Raw genomic sequence first — 20,496 nt, 5'->3', positions numbered from 1 at the left:
CCAACGAGACCGTGGCCTCCTGGGTGTGGTGCGGATCGAGGTTCACGACCACCAGAACCGTGTTCGAGCCGCTCCGCTTCGAGTACGCGATCACCTCGTCCTTGTCCACGTGGTGGAAGTGGAGGTCACGCAGCTGCCGTAGGGCCGGGTTGTCCCGCCGGATGGTGTTGAGCTGGGTGATCAGGGGGGCGAGGCTGTCCTCGCGGTCCCAGTCGCGCGTCTTGAGCTGGTACTTCTCCGAGTCGAGGTATTCCTCGCTGCCCTCGCGCACCGGGGTGTTCTCCGCGAGTTCGTAGCCGGAGTAGATGCCCCACGTGGGGGAGAGGGTGGCGGCCAGGACCGCGCGCAGCGCGAAGGCCGGGCGGCCGCCGTGCTGGAGGAACTCGTGCAGGATGTCGGGGGTGTTGGGGAAGAAGTTCGGCCGCATGTAGGAGGCCGCCTCACCCGACAGCTCCGTCAGGTACTCGGTGAGCTCTTCCTTGGTGGTGCGCCAGGTGAAGTACGTGTAGGACTGCTGGAAGCCGATCTGGGCCAGGGTGTGCATCATCGCCGGCCGGGTGAACGCCTCCGCCAGGAAGATCACGTCCGGGTCGGTGGCGTTGATGTCGGCGATCACCCGCTCCCAGAACACCACCGGCTTGGTGTGCGGGTTGTCCACCCTGAAGATCCGCACCCCGTGGTCCATCCAGTGCCGCAGCACCCGCAGCGTCTCCGCGATCAGCCCGTCCATGTCCGCGTCGAAGGCGATCGGGTAGATGTCCTGGTACTTCTTCGGCGGATTCTCCGCGTAGGCGATGGTGCCGTCCGGGCGGTGGTGGAACCACTCCGGGTGCTTGTGCACCCAGGGATGGTCCGGCGAGCACTGCAGGGCGAAGTCCAGCGCGATCTCCAGACCCTGCGCGGCGGCTTCCTGCACGAACCAGTCGAAGTCCTCGATCGTGCCCAGATCCGGGTGGACCGCGTCATGCCCGCCCTCCGGCGAACCGATCGCCCACGGCACGCCCACATCGTCCGGGCCGGCGGACAGGGTGTTGTTGCGGCCCTTGCGGAACGTCGTGCCGATCGGATGGATCGGCGGCAGGTAGACCACGTCGAAGCCCATCGCGGCGATCGCCGGCAGCCGCCGGGCCGCCGTGCGGAACGTGCCGTGCGGCCGCTCCGGAGTGCCCTCAGAACGCGGGAAGAACTCGTACCAGGACCCGAACAGCGCCCGCTCCCGCTCCACCAGCAGCGGCAACGTCTCCGACGCCGTGATCAACTCCCGCAGCGGATACCGCGCCAGTACCGCGTCCACCTCGGGCGTCAGGGCGGCGGCGAGGCGGGCGGCGGCCGGCCGGGTCTCGTCGCGGAGGGCGCGGACGGCTGCGAGGATCACGCCGCCCCGTCCGTCATCGGGGACCCCGGCAGCGGCTCGTTCGTAGAGCCTGGCGCCTTCCTCCAGGACCAGTTCGGTGTCCATGCCGGCCGGGATCTTGATCTGGGCGTGGTGCCGCCAGGTGGTGATGGGGTCGCCCCAGGCCTCGACGGTGAAGGTCCACAGTCCGGGTGTCCCGGCGGTGACGGTGGCCCCCCAGCGGTCGGTGCCGGGTGTCAGTTCGCGCATGGGGGTCCAGGGTCCGGCGCGGTCTTCCGGATCCCTCAGTACGACATTGGCGGCGACCGCGTCATGACCCTCACGGAACACGGTGGCCGAGATCTCGAACGTCTCGCCGGTGACCGCCTTGGCGGGCCGGCGTCCTCGCTGGACGACCGGGCGGACGTCGAGGACGGGTATGCGCCCGACGGCCGTGGCCGGTCCCGCTTCCGTGGAGGGTCGCTCCTGGGGCGGCGGGCCCGGGTCGACGGGGCGTGTGGTGGACGTCAGGGGTGCTGACTGGTGGTGCGTGGCGGGCATGACCGCTCCTGTCCGCGTCGACTTCGGGTGGGCGGATGGATGTGGGAGGGGGTCCTGAGGCGTCTACCGCAGGAGCCTTCCCACCCTATTCGGGTGAGCAATCCGGCACTTTGCTAACTACTCACGCGTATGTCTTTACACAAAACCGGCCCCGTTCTGGCCGAACGGGGCCGACTTGCGGACGCTTCCCCTAGGAACCGGGCACCTGGAGAAGTCTGTCCGGCGAACCGGCCCCCCGACCGGACACTTTTCCGGACGCCGCCAGCTTGACCAACGCTTTGCCGACCTGTTCCGGAGTGGCCCTCGGACGGTCGGCCAGGTAGAGCGCGGCCGCGCCCGCCGCGTGCGGGGCGGCCATCGACGTACCCGAGTAGATCGCCCTGGCGGTGTCATCGCTGATGCCCGCCGAGGCGATGGATACACCTGGTGCGAACAGGTCGAGGGCCGATCCGTAGTTGGAGAAGCCCGCCCGTGCGTCCGTCGTGTCGGTCGCGCCGACCGTGATCGCCTGGGGTACGTCGGCGGGCGAGTACAGCCCGGCCGACCGTCCGTCGTTGCCCGCGGCGACCGTGTAGGTCACCCCGGACGCGATGGAGGTGCGGACCGCGGTGTCCAGCGGGGCGCTGTGATAGCCGGCCATGCTGAGGTTGGTGACCGCCGGCTTGCGCGCGTGCTTCGTCACCCAGTCGATACCAGCGATGACCTGGGCGATCGTGCCCGATCCGGTGTTGTCGAGGACGCGTACGGCGACCACCTCGGCGCGTTTCGCGACGCCGTATCCGGTGCCGGCGACGGTGGCCGCGACATGGGTGCCGTGGCCGTTGCCGTCACCCGCCGAGCGGTCGCCCCCGACGAAGTCCCAGCCGTAGGACGCCCGGCCTCCGAAGTCCTTGTGGGAGATCCGGATGCCGGTGTCGATCACGTACACCGTCGTCCCGGCGCCCCCGGACCGCGGCCAGGTGTAGGACCTGTCCAGCGACGGCCTCGGCTGGTCGAGGCGGTCTAGGCCCCAGGACGGCGGGTTCTTCTGGGTGCCCTCCAGGGTCACCCGGGTGTCCTGGACGACCGAGGCGACCCGTGGGTCCGCCGCCAGCCGCCCGGCCTGTCTCTCGTCGGCCCGGACGGCGTAGCCGTTGAGCACCGTGCCGTAGGTATGGCTGATTTTCGCCCTGTACTTCCCGGCGAGGTCTTTTCCGGCCGCCGACCGGGCCTCCGTTCCCCCCTTGAGTGTCACCAGGTAACTCCCGCTGACGGAACCGGGCTCCCCGGCCCCGACTATCCGCCCCTCAGGCGCGGCGTGCGCGGGCAGGGTGATGGCCGAAAGAGCGGCGGCACAGCTCGCCGCGGTCAGACCCCCCACCCAGCGCAGACGCCGATCTCGCGTCCGTGCCATGACTTGAGTTCCCCTCCTCACCTCGGCGTACGGCAGCCGCGGCGCGCCGGATTCACCCGGCGCCGGGCGGTACGCCATGGGGCAGCCTCTCGTGCGGGGTGCAGGACCACAAGGACGCCTACGGGGGTGTAATCGGCCATATCGGCTATGGGGGGAGGTGGGGAGGTTGCGGCGATTTCCGGACGGTTCGATCCCGGACGGCTTGAGGGCGACACGGCGTTCTGCTGTGAACCGCGCCGTGGTTACAACTCCCTCCGCACGGATACCGTCAGGGCTGAAGACGGGACGCACACCGCCGTGTGTCCCACTCCGCTCGCTCGCCGAGGTGGAATGTGAAGGCGATCCGTCGATTCACCGTCCGACCCGTACTCCCCGATGCCCTGCGGCCCCTGAGTGATCTGGCGCGCAATCTGCGCTGGTCCTGGCACGCGGAGACCCGCGATCTCTTCCAGTCCGTCGATCCGGAGCGCTGGGCCGCTTCAGGCGGTGATCCCGTACGGCTGCTCGGCAGCGTGCGCCCCGCCCGGCTCGCCGAACTCGCCGAGGACCGCCGTTTCCTGCGCCGGCTCACCGCGGCCGCCGACGATCTCCACGACTACGTCACCGGTGAGCGCTGGTATCAGGCCCACACCGGTGAACTCCCCGCCGCCGTTGCCTACTTCTCGCCCGAGTTCGGCGTCACGGCCGCCCTGCCGCAGTACTCCGGCGGTCTGGGCATCCTGGCGGGCGACCATCTCAAAGCCGCCAGTGACCTGGGCGTACCGCTGATCGGTGTGGGCCTGCTGTACCGCCACGGCTACTTCCGCCAGACCCTGTCCCGGGACGGCTGGCAGCAGGAGCACTATCCGGTACTGGACCCCCACGAGCTGCCGGTGGCACTGCTCAGGGAGGCCGACGGCAGCCCCGCACAGGTGTCGCTGGCCCTGCCCGGCGGCAGGCAGCTGCACGCCCGGATCTGGCTCGCCCAGGTCGGCCGCGTGCCCCTGCTGATGCTGGACTCCGACGTCGAGGAGAACGACCTCGGCGAACGCGGGGTGACCGACCGGTTGTACGGCGGCGGCAGCGAACACCGGCTGCTCCAGGAGATGCTGCTCGGCATAGGGGGCGTCCGGGCCGTACGGACGTACTGCCGGCTGACCGGCCACGCCGACCCCGAGGTCTTCCACACCAACGAGGGGCACGCCGGGTTCCTCGGTCTGGAGCGGATCGCCGAACTCTGCGACCAGGGGCTCGACTTCGACGCCGGTCTGGAGGCGGTCCGGGCGGGGACCGTGTTCACCACGCACACCCCCGTCCCGGCCGGCATCGACCGCTTCGACCGCGAACTGGTCGCCCGGCACTTCGGCCCCGACGCCGAACTCCCGCGCATGGACGTGGGCCGCATCCTGGCGCTGGGCATGGAGACCTACCCGGGCGGCGAACCCAACCTCTTCAACATGGCCGTGATGGGTCTGCGGCTCGCCCAACGCGCCAACGGCGTCTCGCTGCTGCACGGGCAGGTCAGCCGGGAGATGTTCTCCGGACTCTGGCCGGGATTCGACCCCGAGGAGGTGCCGATCACCTCCGTGACCAACGGGGTGCACGCCCCGACCTGGGTCGCCCCCGAGGTGTTCCGGCTCGGCGCCCGGCAGATCGGCGCCCAGCGCACCGAGGACGCGCTGACCGTCGGCGGCTCGGACCGCTGGGACGCCGTCGGAGACATCCCCGACCAGGACATCTGGGAGCTGCGCCGTTCGCTGCGCGAGCAGCTGGTGATGGAGGTACGGGACCGGCTGCGCGCGTCCTGGCGTCAACGCGGTGCCGGTACAGCCGAGTTGGGCTGGATCGACGGCGTCCTGGACCCCGATGTGCTGACGATCGGATTCGCGCGCCGCGTCCCGTCGTACAAGCGGCTGACCCTCATGCTGCGGGACCGCGACCGTCTGATGGACCTGCTGCTGCACCCCGAGCGGCCGATCCAGATCGTGGTGGCCGGCAAGGCGCACCCGGCGGACGACGGCGGAAAGCGGCTGGTCCAGGAGCTGGTGCGGTTCTCCGACAACCCGCGGGTGCGCCACCGGATCGTGTTCCTGCCGGACTACGGCATGGCGATGGCGCAGAAGCTGTACCCGGGCTGCGACATCTGGCTCAACAACCCGCTGCGGCCGCTGGAGGCGTGCGGGACGAGCGGGATGAAGGCGGCACTCAACGGCTGCCTGAACCTGTCCGTCCTGGACGGCTGGTGGGACGAGTGGTTCCAGCCCGACTTCGGCTGGTCGATCCCGACCGCGGACGGCGTGGGGACCGACCCCGACCGCCGTGACGACATAGAGGCCGACGCCCTCTACGACCTCCTCGAGCAGCGGGTGACGCCCCGCTTCTACGAGCGCGGCCAGGGCGGCCTGCCCGACCGCTGGATCGAGATGGTCCGCCAGACGCTCACCCTGCTCGGCCCGAAGGTCCTCGCGGGCCGCATGGTCCGTGAGTACGTGGAACGCCTCTACGCCCCCGCGGCCGAGGCCCATCGCACGATGGTCCCCGACGCGGCGCGCGAACTGGCGGAGTGGAAGGCCAGGGTCCGGACGCAGTGGCACGGCGTGACGGTCGACCACGTGGAGACCACGGTGGCGACGACCACGGCCGAACTCGGCACCACGCTGGGACTGCGGGTCCGGGTCGGTCTGGGCGCGCTCGGCCCGGACGACGTGGAGGTCCAGGCGGTCTCCGGCCGGGTGGACGAGGAGGACCGCATCGCGGACGCGGCGACGGTCCCGCTGAAGCCGGTGGCCGGCCCGGACCCGGAGGGCCGCTGGGTCTACGAGGGCCCCCTGTCCCTGGACCGCACCGGCCCCTTCGGCTACACGGTCCGCATCCTGCCCACGCATCGCCTGCTGGCGTCGGGCGCGGAGCTCGGGATGGTGGCGGTGCCTTCGGAGGATGTGGTGGAGGGGGCGGGGGTGCTCCTGCGGTGAGCTGAGGGGGCGCGGGCCGGGCGGCTTCCGCTCAGCCCGCGTCCTCTCCGCCGCACAGCTTGCGCAGCACCGTCCCGCACTTGCGCGCGTACGCGTGCTGCAGACCCCGGGTCGCCGGGCCGCCCGCCCTGGAGTACCACTTCGCGCCCCTGCTGAACGCCGACACCGTCAGCCACACCGTGCCGTCGCCCGTGCGGTCGACGACGAAGGACTCCTCGCCGCATTCGGGGTGGCCGGTCAGAGTGCCGTAGGCCCAGCCCGCGCGGCGGTGTTCCTCCAGCGTCCAGACCACCCGGCAGGGGGCCTTGATGACGCCGGCCAGGGTGACCGTCACGTCCACGTCGGGGGCCGCGCGGTCCGCGGAGGCGTCGATGCCGACGCCGAGGGCCCGGTGCATCTCCCAGGTCAGGACCGCCTCGGAGGCCTTCCGGAAGACGTCGTGGCCCTCGCCTATGCGCGTGCGGACATGCAGGGGGTGGAAGCCGGGCGGGCAGAATCCGCTCCGCCGGGTCGCGCCGACGTCGTCGTACGTGAAGGACATGGGACCCAAGAGTAGGGCGGCACCCGGGAATGCCTTCGTCCCGGGTGCCGCCCGTCGAGCTCTGGCGGAGACTAGCTCACGTTGACCGCGGACCAGGCCGCCGCCACCGCCTTGTACTCCGCGCTGGTCGAGCCGTACAGGGCGGACGCCGCGGAGAGCGTGCCGGTGCGGGCCGACTTGTAGTTGGTCGTCGACGTGAAGTACGTCGTCAGCGCCTTGTACCAGATCTGCAGCGCCTTGGCGCGGCCGATGCCGGTGACCGTGGAGCCGTTGGACGTCGGCGAGTTGTAGGACACGCCGTTGATGGTCTTCGCGCCGCTGCCCTCGGACAGCAGGTAGAAGAAGTGGTTCGCCACGCCCGACGAGTAGTGGACGTCCAGGTTGCCGACCGAGGAGGACCAGGAGTCCGCCGAGCCGCCGTCCTTGCTGGGCTTGTCCATGTAGCGCAGCGGGGTGCCGTCGCCGTTGATGTCGATCTCCTCGCCGATGAGGTAGTCACCGACGTCGTTGGAGTTGGCCGCGTAGAACTCGACACCCGTGCCGAAGATGTCCGAGGTGGCCTCGTTGAGGCCGCCGGACTCGCCGGAGTAGTTCAGGCCCGCCGTGTTCGAGGTGACGCCGTGGCTCATCTCGTGGCCGGCCACGTCCAGCGAGGTCAGCGGGCTGACGTTGCCCTCGCCGTCGCCGTACGTCATGCAGAAGCAGCTGTCGTCCCAGAACGCGTTCACGTACTGGTTGCCGTAGTGCACACGGGAGTACGCGCCGACGCCGTTGTTCTTGATGCCGCTGCGGCCGAACGTGGACTTGTAGAAGTCCCACGTCTCCTGGGCGCCGTAGGTGGCGTCCACGGCCGCGGTCTGGTCGGTGGCGGAGCTGGAGGCCGCGCCGGTGCCCCACACGTTGTCGGCGTCCGTGAACAGGGTGCCCGCCGACGAGCTGGTGCCGTGGGACTTGTTGTACGTCTTGTGGCTGCCGCGCGTGGCGTCCGTGAGGTTGTACGTCGAGCCGGACTGCGTGGTGCTGAGGCTGACCGTGCCCGAGTACAGGCTCTTGCCGGTGCCGGTGGCGTTCTCGATGCCCTGGTACTCGAAGAGCTTCTTGCCGGTGGCGGCGTCGGTGATGACGTGCAGCTGGTTCGGGGTGCCGTCGTCCTGGAAGCCGCCGACGATCGTCTCGTAGGCGAGGACGGGGGTGCCCGAGCCGGCCCAGATCACCTTGCGCGCGCCGTCCGCGGCGGCCTTGTCCGAGCCCGCGGCCTTGGCGGCGGTCAGGGCCTGTGTCTCGGCCTTGGCGACGGTGACCTTCGGGGTCAGCGAGGCGACCTTGATGGTGGCCTTGGTCGCCTTGGAGACGCCCTCGGTGGCACCGGACTTCGACTCGTGGACGACCAGGTCGCCGCCGAGGACGGGCAGGCCGTCGTAGGTGCGCTCGTAGCGGGTGTGGACCGTGCCGTCGGCGTCTCTGACGACGTCCTTGACGACCAGCTTCTCCTTGGCGCCGAGGCCTATCTCCTTGGCCGTGGTGCCGGCGTCGGCCTGCTGCTCCTTGATGAGGGAGGTGCGCGCGGCCGCGGACAGCTGGACCGGGGCGCCCGCGAGGGTGGCCTTGCCGGTGCTCTCCGCCGGGGTCAGGGCGGAGGCACTGCCGGTGGCCAGACCGGTGGTGAGAAGGGCCCCGGCCGCGACGGCGGTGGCGATGGCCAGGGTGGTGCGCTTGTGACGCGCGTAGAGGGGGGTCACACAAGCTCCTTCGTGGGGGAGCCCGGACGGCGTGGGGTTGCCCTCCGGGGTGGTTGTGAAGTTGTGCGGCGGTTGTGAGGAAGCGTGGCATCAAGGCGCGTACATGTCATGACCCCCAAGTGATGTTGGCCGAAAGTCGACCAACGGGTGAACATTGCAGGCATGTAAACCGAGTTGACCTGGGCAAAGCTCGAACAAGACGTCGGTCATGGACTGGTAAAAAGAGGACGCCGCCCCGGGGAGTCGAACCACCGGGGCGGAGTCCTGACCGTGTGCGTGCCGACCTACGGGAAGGTCAGCTTCCAGCCGTTGATGTAACCGGTGTCCTGGGCCGCGTTGTCCTGGACCCGCAGGTTCCAGGTCCCGTTGGCGACCTCGGAGGATGCGTTCACCGTGTACGTGGTGTTGAGGTTGTCGGTGCTGCCGCCGGTGCCGTACGCCTTGAGCGTGTACGCCGTGCCGTCGGGGGCGATCAGCTGCACCCGGAGGTCACCGATGTAGGTGTGCACGATGTCGACCGCGACGGCGAGGTTCGAGGGCGCGTTGCCCGTACGCCCCGAGACGGTGATCGGCGAATTGACCGCCGCCCCGTTGTCCGGAATCGATACGTCGGTGGTCGACTCGAACGAGGTGCCGCCACCGCCGCCACCGCCGGGACGCGAGCCGACCGCCACGCCCGCCCAGGCGTTCGCCACGGCCGTGTACTCGGCGCTCGTCGTGCCGTACAGCTCACCGGCCGCCGCGAGGGTGCCGGTGCGGGCCGCCGCGTAGTTGGTCGTCGACGTGAACTTCGTGGTCAGCGCGCGGAACCAGATCTTCTCCGCCTTGTCCCGGCCGATGCCGGTGACCGGGAGGCCGTCCGAGGTCGGGGAGTTGTAGGTGACACCGTTGATGGTCTTGGTGCCACTGCCCTCCGACAGGAGGTAGAAGAAGTGGTTCGCCGGGCCGGACGAGTAGTGGACGTCCACCGACCCGATCCCCGAGTACCAGCTGTCCTTCGACGCGCCGTCCTTGCTCGGCTTGTCCATGTAACGCAGCGGGGTGCCGTCGCCGTTGATGTCGATCTTCTCGCCGATGAGGTAGTCACCGACGTCGGAGGAGTTGTTGGCGTAGAACTCGACGGCCGTGCCGAAGATGTCGGAGGTCGCCTCGTTCAGCCCGCCGGACTCGCCCGAGTAGTTGAGTCCCGCGGTGTTCGACGTGACGCCGTGGGTCATCTCGTGACCGGCCACGTCGATCGCCGTCAGCGGGTGGGTGTTGCCCGACCCGTCGCCGTACGTCATGCAGAAGCAGCTGTCGTCCCAGAACGCGTTGACGTAGTTGTTGCCGTAGTGGGCCCGGGAGTACGCGCCCACCCCGTCACCGCGGATACCCGAACGCCCCTGCACGTTCTTGTAGTAGTCCCACGTGAGCGCGGCACCGTAGTGCGCGTCGGCGCCGGCCGTCTCCGCGTTGGAGGCGCTGCCGTTGCCCCAGACATCGTCGGGGCCCGAGAAGAGGGTGCCGGTGCCGGAGGTGCCGTGGTTGAGGTTGTACGTCTTGTGGCCGCCGCGCGCCCCGTCGGTCAGGTTGTACGTCGACCCGGACTGCGTGGTGCCGAGGGTGACCGTGCCGCTGTACATGGTGGTGCCGGTGCCGGTCTCGATGCCCTGGTACTCGAAGAGCTTCGCGCCGGTCGCCGCGTCCGTGACGACGTGCAGCTCGTTCGGCGTGCCGTCCTCCTGGAGACCGCCGACGACCGTCTCGTACGCGAGGGTCGGGGTGCCGCTGCCGGCCCAGATCACCTTGCGCGGGGCGCTGTGGGTGGCGGCCTTGTCGGCGCCCGCGGCCTTCGCGAGCGTGAGTGCCTGCTTCTCGGCCTTGGCGGCGGGCAGGGCCGCGGTCGTGGTGGCCGGCTTGACGGCCTTGGTGGTCGCCTTGACGACCCCCTCGGTCGCACCGGACTTCGTCGTCTCCACGACGAGGTCGCCGCCGAGGACCGGCAGGCCGTCGTAGGTGCGCTCGTAGCGGGTGTGGAGCGTACCGTCGCCGTCCTTGACGACGTCACGGACGACGAGCTTCTCCTTGGCGCCGAGGCCGAGGTCCTTGGCGGTGTCCGCCTTGGTGGCGTTCGCCCGGCGTATCAGCTCGGCGCGCTGGGCGGGGGTGAGCTTGAGGGACTCGGCGCCCGGGATCACCTTGCCCGCGGCCGACGGCGCCTTCGCCGGGGCTGCGGTGGCGGCGCCCGACTGGACGGCCGCGGCGATCAGGGCGGAGACACCGACGAGGGCCACGGCGGCGGCCTTGCGGTGCAGGGTGTGGGGGGTGCGTCTGTGGGAGGACCTGTCTCTCAACACTGACTCCTTCTGCGCGGCCGCGGATCGCGCGGCCAGGGGAGACCGGACGGTGGGTCGACCGTCCGGGCGGTACGCGGAACGAGGTGCGGGCGGCCGCTGATCGGAACACGGATCGGAACACAGCGAGAGATCTGTGAGGTTGCTGTGAAGCGGCCGTGGGAAGAGTGGCACCGGAAAGCCCGTACTGTCAGGAGCGCGTCAGAAAGTTGGCCGGAAACAGTTCGTTGTCCGGTAGTTCATGTTCGATATACGGTCCTGTGGGGTCAGCTGCCGCCCGGCTCTCCGTGCCACGATCCCCACAGCGCCGCGTACGCCCCGTCCGCCGCCACCAGCTCCTCGTGCGTGCCGAGCTCGGTCAGCCTGCCGTTCTCCATCACCGCCACCCGGTCCGCGTCGTGCGCGGTGTGCAGCCGGTGCGCGATCGCGATGACCGTGCGCCCTTCGAGTACGGCGCCGAGGGCGCGCTCGGTGTGCCGCGCGGTCGTGGGATCGAGGAGCGCGGTCGCCTCGTCGAGGATCAGTGTGTGCGGGTCCGCCAGCACCACCCGTGCCAGGGCGAGTTGCTGCGCCTGCGAGCCGTCCGTACGGCGGCCGTCCTCGCCGAGCGCGGTGTCGAGCCCCTCGGGCAGCTCCCGCACCCAGCCGTCGGCCCCTACGGCGGTCAGGGCGGCCCACAACTCCTCGTCCCCGGCACCGGGTTCGGCGATGAGGAGGTTGTCGCGGACCGTGCCCAGAAAGACGTGGTGCTCCTGGGTGACCAGGACCACCTGGCGGCGCAGCTGCTCGGGGCCCAGGCCCACGACGGGGACCCCGCCCACGGTCACCGATCCGGAGGTCGGCGCGTCGACGCCCGCGAGCAGCCTGCTCAGGGTGGTCTTCCCGGCGCCGGACGGGCCGACCACCGCGAGCCGCTCACCGGGGCGCACGGTCAGGTCGACGCCGTGCAGGACCTCGCCGCCACGGCCGTAGGAGTAGCGCACGCCGGTCACGTCGATGCGGTCACCGGCGGGGACGGGGGAGTCCTCGGAGTCGGCCCGGGGGGCCACGGCGAGCCCCTCGACGCGCGCGAAGGAGGCGCCGCTGGACTGGAGTTGCTCGACCCGCACGAGGATCTGGTCGAGCGGATTGACCAGTTGCTGCAGATACAGGGCCGCCGCCACGACCGAGCCCAGGCTCATCACACCCCGCGCGTGCAGCATTCCGCCGACCAGCAGCACCCCGGCCACGGGCAGGATGTACGCCACCTCCACCACAGGGAAGAACACACTGCGCAGGTAGAGGGTGTACAGCCGGGTGCGGCGGGACGTGTCGAGCGCCTCCCGGCTCGCCCGGACGCGCCGCTCCTCCAGGCGCAGCGCCTCGACCGTGCGGGCGCCGGACGCGGTGGCCGCGAGGATCTCGGCGACGTCGGAGGTGGCCTCGCCCTCGGCCAGATAGCCGTCCCTGGCCCGGCGTAGATACCAGCGCAGGACGAACCAGATGGGCAGCAGACCGAACACGCCGACCGCGCCGAGCAGCGGGTCCAGGACGAACACCGCGGCGAGCAGGAACACGAACTGCACCGAGTTGATGAGCAGTTCGGGGCCCGCGTCGCGGAGCGTGGTGCCGACGGTGGCGACATCGGCGGTACCGCGGGCGGTCAGGTCACCGGTGCCGGCGCGTTCCACGACGGAGGCGGGCAGGGCGAGCGTGCGGTCCACGAACTCCTCGCGGACCCGGGCCAGGGTGCGTTCGCCGAAGCGGTGGCCGACGTAGCGGGCCCAGCGGGCCAGGAGGAGCTGCGTGCTCGCGCATCCCACGAGGACGAGGGAGAGCCGGTCCACCGCGGCCACGCCCGCACCGGCGCGCACCTCGTCGATGATCCGGCCGAGCAGCCACGGACCGGCGAGACCGGTGAGCGCGGCGAGTGCGTTCAGGGCGAGGACGGCGGTGAAGGCGCGGGCGTCCTTGCGGATCAGCCGGGCGGACGCGCGCCGTACGGTCGCCTGATCGGCGACCGGCAGATGGCCCTTGCTCACTTCACGACCTCCACGTCCCGGGCGACCAGCGCGCGGTATCCCGGTTCCGTCGCGAGCAGTTGCTGATGGGTGCCGCTCGCCGCGAGTTTGCCGTCGACCAGGTAGAGGACGGTGTCGGCGTGGTCCAGGACGAGGGGGGAGGTCGTGGTGACGGCTGTGGTGCGGCCCTTTCGGGCCGCGCGCAGCCGTTCGGCCACGAGGGCTTCCGTGTGGGCGTCCAGGGCGGAGGTGGGTTCCGTGGCCAGGAGGACTTCGGGGTCGGCGAGCAGGGCTCTCGCCAGGCGGACGCGTTGGCGCTGACCGCCCGAGAGGTTGCGGGCCTGGGCGTCGATCGGGGAGGCGAGGCCGTCCGGGAGACCTTGGACGATGTCGTCCGCCACGGCCGCGTGCAGGGCGGCCGCGGGGTCGCGGTCCGCGCCCAGGATCACCTCGCGCAGGGTGCCCGCGAACAGGTCCGCCTCGTGGTCCGCCATCAGGATGTGCTCCCTGATGTGGGGCAGCCGGATCTCGTCCAGGGGGACTCCGGCCCAGGTCGCCTGTGACGGCGTGTAGCGGGCCAGGCGGTCCAGTACCGCCGCCGTGTCCGCGGGGTGGGCCGAGGCCAGTGCCGTCAGACGGCCCGGCAGGATGCTTACGCCCGACTCCGGGTCGTGCAGTACCGAGGGCTCCGCGGGAGCATCGCGCGTGCCCCGGTCCTCCAGCGGCTCCAGGCACAGGAAGGCGACGACCCGCCGCGCCGCCACCACCCCCCGGCTCAGCTGGTACCCGCACTCCACCCAGAACGCCACCGGCCCCACCAGGACCGCGACATAGCCGTACACCGCCACCAACTCGCCCACGGTGATGTCACCTTCGGCGGCCAGGCGGGCCGCGAGCCAGGTGACGACGGCGAGGAACAGGGTGGGCAGGCCCACGCCGAGGGCCTGGACCCAGCTGGTGACCGCGCCGACCCGGTAGCCCTGGGCCCGCAGCCGCTGGCTGTCACGGTGGAAGGCGTCGGCGACCAGGCCCTTGCCGCCCAGGCCGTTGAGGACGCGCAGGCCGCCCGCGAGGTCGGCGATACGGGCGGTGAGGACGCCCTGGCGGTCGCGGTACTCCGTCTCGGCGCCCTGGAGGGGGGAGAGGAAGGGGCCCACGAGGAGGACGATGGCCGGAATGCCGAGGAGGACCACGGTCGCGAGGACCGGGGAGACCGAGACCAGCAGCGCGGCGACCGTCAGATAGGCGACGCACGCTCCGACGCCCGGGCCGACGACGGTCAGGGCCTGGGCGATCGTCTGCACGTCGCCCACGCCGATCGTGACGACCTCACCGGCCCCGGTCCGGCGCGAGAGCGCGGCGCCGAGCCGGACCGCCTGTCCGACGACCACCTTGACCGTGCGGAAGTTGGCGTCCATCCGCACCCGGGTCATCGTGCGGTGCCGCATGATGCTCAGCCAGGCGTTGAACGAACCGACCGCGAACAGCGCGCAGCTCCAGCCGGCCAGCGCCGCCCAGTTCCCCGGCTCCAGCCCCTCGTCGATCGCCTTCGCCATCAGATACGGCGTCGCCGCCAGCAGCACCATCCAGGTGCTGCCCAGCAGTGCCCCGGCCACGGACCGCCCCGGCTGGCAGCGCACCAGCCACCACAGATACCGCCAGCCGCCCCGGACGTCCGGCGTGCCCGGATCCTCGTACGCGTCGATCACACGTCCCCCTGGTCGTTCACGCCAGACTGTCCCGCCAGGCCCGGTGCAGATCCGCGAACCGGCCCGTGCCCGCGACGAGTTCGGCCGGTGTGCCGTCCTCGACGATCCTGCCGTGCTCCATGACGAGCACCCGGTCGGCGATCTCCACGGTCGACAGCCGGTGCGCGATCACCACGGCCGTACGGCCCTTAAGGACGGTGGCCATCGCGCGCTGCACGGCCCGCTCGCCCGGGATGTCCAGCGAACTGGTCGCCTCGTCCAGGATCAGCACCGCCGGATCGGCCAGCAACGCCCGCGCGAACGCCACGAGCTGACGCTGCCCCGCCGAGATACGGCCGCCGCGCTTGCGTACGTCGGTGTCGTACCCGTCGGGCAGCGCGCTGATGAAGTCGTGCGCCCCGATCGCCTTCGCGGCCCGCTCGATCTCCTCGCGGCCGGCGTCCGGGCGGCCGAGCGCGATGTTCTCGGCGACCGTGCCGGAGAACAGGAACGCCTCCTGCGTCACCATGACCACCCCGCGCCGCAGCTCGGGCACGGCCAGCTCGCGCAGGTCCACGCCGTCCAGGAGGACGCGGCCCTGGGAGGGGTCGTAGAACCGGGCGAGGAGTTTGGCGAGCGTCGACTTCCCGGCGCCGGTCGAGCCGACCACCGCGACGGTCTGTCCGGCGGGGAGTGTGAGGTCGAAGCGGGGCAGCACCTCGCCGCCGGTGCGGTAGGCGAACGAGACCCCGTCGAAGACGACCTCGCGGCCGGGACGGTCCGCGGACTCGAGTGCCGGGAGCTGCCTGGGTGCCGACGGCTCGGGCACGGTCGGGGTCTGGGCGAGCAGGCCCGCGATCTTCTCCAGGGAGGCCGCCGCCGACTGGTAGGAGTTCAGGAACATCCCGAGCCGGTCGATCGGGTCGTACAGCCGCCGCAGATACAGCACCGCGGCGGCCAGCACACCCAGCTCCAGCGAGTCCTGCGCCACCCGGTAGGCGCCCCACAGCACGATCCCGGCGACGGCCGTGTTGGCGACCAGCCGGGACCCGACGACATAGCGGGCCATCTCCAGCAGCGCGTCGCCGTTGACCCGCTCGTGCCGCTTGTTCAGCACGGCGAACTCGGCGTCGTTGGCCGCTTCGCGGCGGAACGCGCGCACCGGCCGGATGCCGTTCATCGTCTCCACGAACTTCACGATCACGGCGGCGATCGCGGTCGACCGCTTCCGGTACACCCGCCCCGCGCGCTGCCGGTAGACCCGCACCAGCAGGTACAGCGGCACGAAGGACGCCACCGCGACCGCGCCGAGCCCGAGGTCCAGCCAGAGCAGCAGGGCGGAGATGTAGAGGAACGACAGGATGACGGTGACGAGCTCCTGAAGCCCCTCGTTGAGCAGTTCGCGCAGCGACTCCACGTCCGTCGTCGAACGGGAGATCAGCCGGCCCGAGGTGTAGCGCTCGTGGAAGTCGATGCTCAGCGCCTGCGCATGGCGGAAGATCCGGCCGCGCAGGTCGAGCAGCACGTCCTGGTTGACGCGCGCGGAGACCAGGATGAACGCGTACTGGAGCCCGCCGGAGGCCAGCGAGCACAGCAGATAGCCGACGCCGACCGCGATCAGCGGGCCGTTGTCGTGGTCCCGGAACGCGGGCACCGCGCGGTCGATGGCGTAGGCCACCAGCAGCGGACCCGCCTGCACGGCCGCCTGCTGGAGCAGCAGCAGGAACGTGGTGAGGGTGACCCGCGCCCTCATCGGGGCGAGCAGGGAGCGCAGCAGGAGGGAGGTGGCCCGCGGGGGTGTGGGCAGGACGTCGTGGTCGAAGGCGTCCACCGCGTCCTCGTGGCGGGTCGGTTCCGGCTCGTCGCTCGCCGTGGGGGCGTTGGTGGGGGCCTTGGTGGTGGGGGCCGTCATCGGTCGTCCTCCGCTTCCCCGGTACCGGACATGAGGTGGGCGTACTCGGCGTTGGTGCTGAGCAGTTCGTGGTGGGTGCCCACGGCGGTGATACGGCCGTCGGACAGCAGCGCGACGCGGTCGGCGAGCAGCACGGTCGAGGGGCGGTGGGCCACGATGAGCGCGGTGGTGTCCGCGAGGACGTCACGCAGCGCGGCCTCCACGGCGGCCTCGGTGTGCACGTCCAGCGCGGACAGGGGATCGTCGAGCACGAGGAACCGGGGCTTGCCGACCACGGCCCGCGCGAGGGCGAGGCGTTGGCGCTGCCCGCCGGAGAGACTGAGGCCCTGTTCGCCGACCCGGGTGTCGGTGCCGTGGGGGAGGGCGTGCGCGAAGTCGGCCTGCGCCACGGCGAGGGCGCGGTCCAGTTCCTGTTCGTCCATGCCCAGCAGGACGTTGTCCTTGACGCTGGCCGAGAAGAGGGTGGGTTCCTCGAAGGCGACCGCGACGAGGGCGCGCAGCGTTTCCCTCGGCATCGCGGTGATGTCCTCGCCGTCCAGGGTGATGTGGCCCGATGTCACCTCATGGAGGCGGGGGACGAGGGCGGTGAGGGTCGTCTTGCCGCTGCCGGTCGTGCCGACCAGGGCCATGGACTCGCCGGGACGGATGTGAAGGTCGATGCGGTCGAGGACGGGCGGGGAGTCCTCGGGGGCGTCGGGGTAGCGGAACCGGACGTGGTGGAACCGGAGGCCCTCGTCGTCGGGTGCGGGTTGGCGGGGGCCGAGAGGCGCGTCCTCCTGCTCCGGTGATTCGTCGATCACCTCGAAATAGCGCTCCGTCGCCGTCACCGCCTCCTGGGTCATCGCCAGGAGGAAGCCGATGGACTCCACCGGCCACCTGAGCGCAAGTGCCGTCGACAGGAAGGCGACCAGGGTTCCCGCCGACAAATCCCCGTCCGCGACCTGCACGCAGCCCAGCACCAGGGCCGCGCCGATGGCCACCTCGGGGAGGGTGGTGATCACGCCCCAGATCGTGGCCAGCAGCCGCGCCTTGTGCAGCTCGGTTCCCCGCAGCTTCCCGGTCAGCTCGCGGAACGCCCGGGCCTGCGACCGGTGTCGTCCGAACCCCTTGATGATGCGGATGCCGAGCACGCTCTCCTCGACGACCGTCGTCAGGTCGCCGACCTGGTCCTGGGCGAGCCGCGCCACCCGGTGGTACCGCTTCTCGAAGACCACACACGTGATCATCACGGGGATGGCCGGACCCAGGATCACCAGCCCGAGCGTCCAGTCCTGGAGCAGCATGATGACCACGCCGACGACGATCGTCACGGCGTTGACCAGCAGGAAGGTCAGCGGGAAGGCGAGGAACATGCGCAGGAGCATGAGGTCCGTGGTGGCCCGGGACAGCAGCTGGCCGGACGCCCAGCGGTCATGGAAGGCCACCGGGAGGCGCTGGAGGTGCCGGTAGAGGCCCGCCCGCATCTCCGCCTCCACATGGGAGAGCGGTCTCGCCACCAGCCACCGCCGCAGCCCGAACAGCAGTGCCTCCGCGAACCCGAGCAGCAATAGGTACAGCGCTCCGCGCCAGACGCCCGCCGTGTCCCCGTCGGCGACCGGGCCGTCCACCATCCACTTCAGGACGAGCGGGATCACCAGCCCCGTACAGGAGGCGAGGATCGCGACGGACGCGGCGGTGAACAGCCGCGCCCGGACCGGGCGGACGTACGGCCACAGGCGCAGCAGGGACCGTACGGCTGATCGGTTCTTGGTGGTTGCATGTGTGAGGGCCATCAACCGCGAGCCTACGGACCGACACTGACAACGCCCACCTGGTTTTGGCCGGACCCGGATCGGCCGCTGGTCCTACGACCTGCGTGTTCGAGGGGTCGTACAGGAAGTACCGGCGGGGTCGTACGGCCGCATCCACCGATCGGTTGATGCCGGGACGAGCGCGACGGGCGATGTGGCGGTGGGGCCCGGCCCGGGACGCTGGTGCCATGTCCGTCATCGAAGTCAGCGAACTGCGCAAGTCCTACGGCGGCCGGGCCGTCGTCGACGGTGTCTCCTTCGCCGTCGAGGAGGGCGAGATTTTTGGAATTCTTGGCCCGAACGGCGCCGGCAAGACCACCACCGTCGAGTGCGTCGAGGGCCTGCGGATCCCCGACGCGGGCCGCGTCCGGGTCACCGGGCTCGACCCCGTCGCCGACCACGCGCGGGTGGCCCGCGTCCTCGGCGCCCAGCTCCAGGAGAGCGAACTCCAGGCCAAGCTCACCGTCCGCGAGGCCCTGGAGCTGTACACCGCGTTCCACGACAAGCCGCTCGACTGGCGGCCGCTGGCCGAGCGCCTGGGCCTCACCCAGAAGCTCACCACCCGGTTCGGCAAGCTCTCCGGAGGCCAGAGGCAGCGCCTGTTCATCGCGCTCGCCCTCGTCGGCAACCGTTCCTAGAGACTGAGCGGGAGTGATTCCTGTTGCCAGGATTCATGCTCAGCCGAACGCCCCGAACGGTGTTGGGCGTTCTGGTCGCCCGCGTTCACTCCGCATCCGGCGCCGACGGATCGTGTCCGGGGTCCGGGAAGGGGAGGGCGGGGTCCCTCACGCCCAGGGACACGCCGGTCGGCCTGGACGGTCCGATGCCCCGCACGATCACTCCGGTCGTGTGGGGGCGGTGTCGTCCGTCGCCGGATCGGGTGCCCCTGGGCGCGCCTGCCGATCGCGATGCTCGCCGCATCGTGACGGGTGGTTTTGCGGTTTGTGCTGGTGAGGGGCTTCTGCCAGTGCTGGGCGCCCCACTTGGAGGTGTAGGCCGGGTCGACCGCGATGATCGTGATGCCGGTCTGGTCGGCCATGGAGGTCAGCCGGGTGCGGAGTCTGCCGGTGGGCATGCCGGAGATCAACTGCCGGAAGCGGCGCTTACGTCCGTGCTTCTCGCGCGTTTTCTCCGCGGTGAAGTCCAGGTCTTCGACGGCGATGGCCGTGATGCCGCAGGTGCGGGCCCAGTGCAGGAGCCGGGTGAGGGCGTGGCGGACCTGGGCGTCACGGTGATCGGCGGTGCCGGTGAGGTCGTAGAAGAATCGGCGGGGGCTCCCGGTCGGGTTGCCATGGGCATCGAGGCGCCATGCGGCGAGGTGGTCGGCGTTCATGTCGACGCCGATCACACCGTGCGCGAGGGCGGCGGCCAGCGGCACGGTGTGGGAGACCGGGATCTGCCAGGACGCGGTCACATACCAGCGGCCCCGTGCCGTGTCGTAGTGGATGCGGTAGGCGACGGCCCGGTTGGCCGCCACCCGGTCCGCCCACTCCTGCCCCCGGTGCGGAAACCGCACGTTCGCCGTGAGGATGTACCGGCCGTGCGGGGCATTGGCCAATTCCCTCAGCGGGGCAGGGAGTTTGATGCTGACCTCGCCGTCCGGGCTGATACGGATCGTCTCGTTGCCGTACCGCTTCCCGGACTCGCCATCCGCCTGCAAAAACCAGCGCTCCGCCTCCCAACGCCGCCGCCACTGGTCCTCGGTCAGCTGCGCGTCGGGCAGGTGATGGCGGGCGCGGGCCAGGTGCTTGCCACCGCGTACGACGTGCACGATCCCGGCCTCCCAGTCGGCCCGCGCGCGCTCCAGCCGGTCCTCCAGCACATGCAGACGGCGGGACTTGGCATGCCACTCGCGTTTGCTGCGGTAGCCGCCCGGCGTGTTCTTCGAGCCGTTCGCACCGACCGGCAGCGACAACCGGTGCGTGATCGTGCGGATCCCCGCCTCAAGAGACTGGATGTGCGCGAGCCGGCCACGGCGCGCCAGCGCCCACTGATCGTGCGTGGCTTTGGTGAGCGAACCCGCCCACCGGGACGACGACACCGCTGTCAAAGCCCGCTTACGAGCCGCCCAGGTCTGTGCGGAGTGCTCCAGGCCCTGCGAGCAGCGCACCTTAAGGTCCCGGGAGGCGAGGGATCCGAGGTGCGCGCCGACCAGCGCGAGGACCTTCTCATCGGCGGGCGTGAGCTGCTTGAGCCGGGTCCGGACCGCCACCCCCGCAGGGCCGGGCACGACGAACGACGCCGCAAGCTCCCGC

At 70.9% G+C, this 20,496-nt stretch carries 11 protein-coding genes and 1 pseudogene; 2 read left to right on the top strand and 10 right to left on the bottom strand.

Annotated elements, in window-relative coordinates:
• Both ACFVYN_RS39360 and ACFVYN_RS39355 read right to left on the bottom strand, forming a co-directional pair.
• On the bottom strand, positions 1-1,894 hold a 1,894-nt coding region (locus ACFVYN_RS39360; protein ID WP_390007294.1), incomplete at its 3' end, for an alpha-1,4-glucan--maltose-1-phosphate maltosyltransferase.
• 190 nt (positions 1,895-2,084) lie between these two features.
• Complete coding sequence (locus ACFVYN_RS39355; protein ID WP_390007292.1) at positions 2,085-3,287, bottom strand: S8 family peptidase; 1,203 nt, start codon at positions 3,285-3,287, stop codon at positions 2,085-2,087.
• Between the two features lie 332 nt (positions 3,288-3,619).
• Here ACFVYN_RS39355 and ACFVYN_RS39350 point away from each other — a divergent pair, with 332 nt between their 5' ends.
• Entirely contained in the window at positions 3,620-6,238 is a 2,619-nt protein-coding gene (locus ACFVYN_RS39350) for a glycosyltransferase family 1 protein (RefSeq protein WP_390007290.1), read from the top strand.
• Positions 6,239-6,269: 31 nt separating this feature from the next.
• Here ACFVYN_RS39350 and ACFVYN_RS39345 read toward each other — a convergent pair whose 3' ends face one another.
• From ACFVYN_RS39345 to ACFVYN_RS39315, 7 genes are all read right to left on the bottom strand, one after another.
• A complete protein-coding gene (locus ACFVYN_RS39345; RefSeq protein WP_390007288.1) occupies positions 6,270-6,779 on the bottom strand; it encodes a DUF1990 domain-containing protein in 510 nt (169 codons plus the stop codon).
• Positions 6,780-6,850: 71 nt separating this feature from the next.
• On the bottom strand, positions 6,851-8,518 hold the full coding sequence (locus ACFVYN_RS39340; RefSeq protein WP_390007285.1) for a M4 family metallopeptidase: 1,668 nt from the start codon (positions 8,516-8,518) through the stop codon (positions 6,851-6,853).
• A gap of 284 nt (positions 8,519-8,802) precedes the next feature.
• Complete coding sequence (locus ACFVYN_RS39335; RefSeq protein ID WP_390007282.1) at positions 8,803-10,851, bottom strand: M4 family metallopeptidase; 2,049 nt, start codon at positions 10,849-10,851, stop codon at positions 8,803-8,805.
• Positions 10,852-11,117: 266 nt separating this feature from the next.
• Positions 11,118-12,872 carry an ABC transporter ATP-binding protein gene (locus tag ACFVYN_RS39330; protein WP_390007280.1) on the bottom strand — a complete coding sequence of 585 codons (1,755 nt, stop codon included), beginning with the start codon at positions 12,870-12,872 and terminating at the stop codon, positions 11,118-11,120.
• Positions 12,869-14,560 (bottom strand): ABC transporter ATP-binding protein, encoded by a 1,692-nt coding sequence (locus ACFVYN_RS39325; RefSeq protein WP_390007277.1) that lies wholly within the window; start codon positions 14,558-14,560, stop codon positions 12,869-12,871. Before ACFVYN_RS39325 ends, ACFVYN_RS39330 begins: the two co-directional genes overlap by 4 nt.
• 16 nt (positions 14,561-14,576) lie before the next feature.
• Complete coding sequence (locus ACFVYN_RS39320; RefSeq protein ID WP_390007274.1) at positions 14,577-16,451, bottom strand: ABC transporter ATP-binding protein; 1,875 nt, start codon at positions 16,449-16,451, stop codon at positions 14,577-14,579.
• Complete coding sequence (locus tag ACFVYN_RS39315; RefSeq protein ID WP_390007272.1) at positions 16,448-18,223, bottom strand: ABC transporter ATP-binding protein; 1,776 nt, start codon at positions 18,221-18,223, stop codon at positions 16,448-16,450. Before ACFVYN_RS39315 ends, ACFVYN_RS39320 begins: the two co-directional genes overlap by 4 nt.
• A 206-nt stretch (positions 18,224-18,429) precedes the next feature.
• On the opposite strand from ACFVYN_RS39315, the pseudogene ACFVYN_RS39310 reads away from it, so the two are divergent.
• Positions 18,430-18,870, top strand: a pseudogene (locus ACFVYN_RS39310) (ATP-binding cassette domain-containing protein); the annotation flags it as partial.
• A 5-nt stretch (positions 18,871-18,875) separates the two neighbouring features.
• Here the strand turns inward: ACFVYN_RS39310 and ACFVYN_RS39305 are convergent.
• Positions 18,876-20,496: IS200/IS605 family accessory protein TnpB-related protein (locus ACFVYN_RS39305; protein ID WP_390007269.1), on the bottom strand; the 1,621-nt coding region annotated here is incomplete at its 5' end.

This window comes from Streptomyces sp. NPDC058307 (assembly GCF_042880295.1).
In the GTDB taxonomy this organism is placed as follows: Bacteria; Actinomycetota; Actinomycetes; order Streptomycetales; family Streptomycetaceae; genus Streptomyces.
This window is presented reverse-complemented; position numbering and strand designations above follow the sequence as displayed.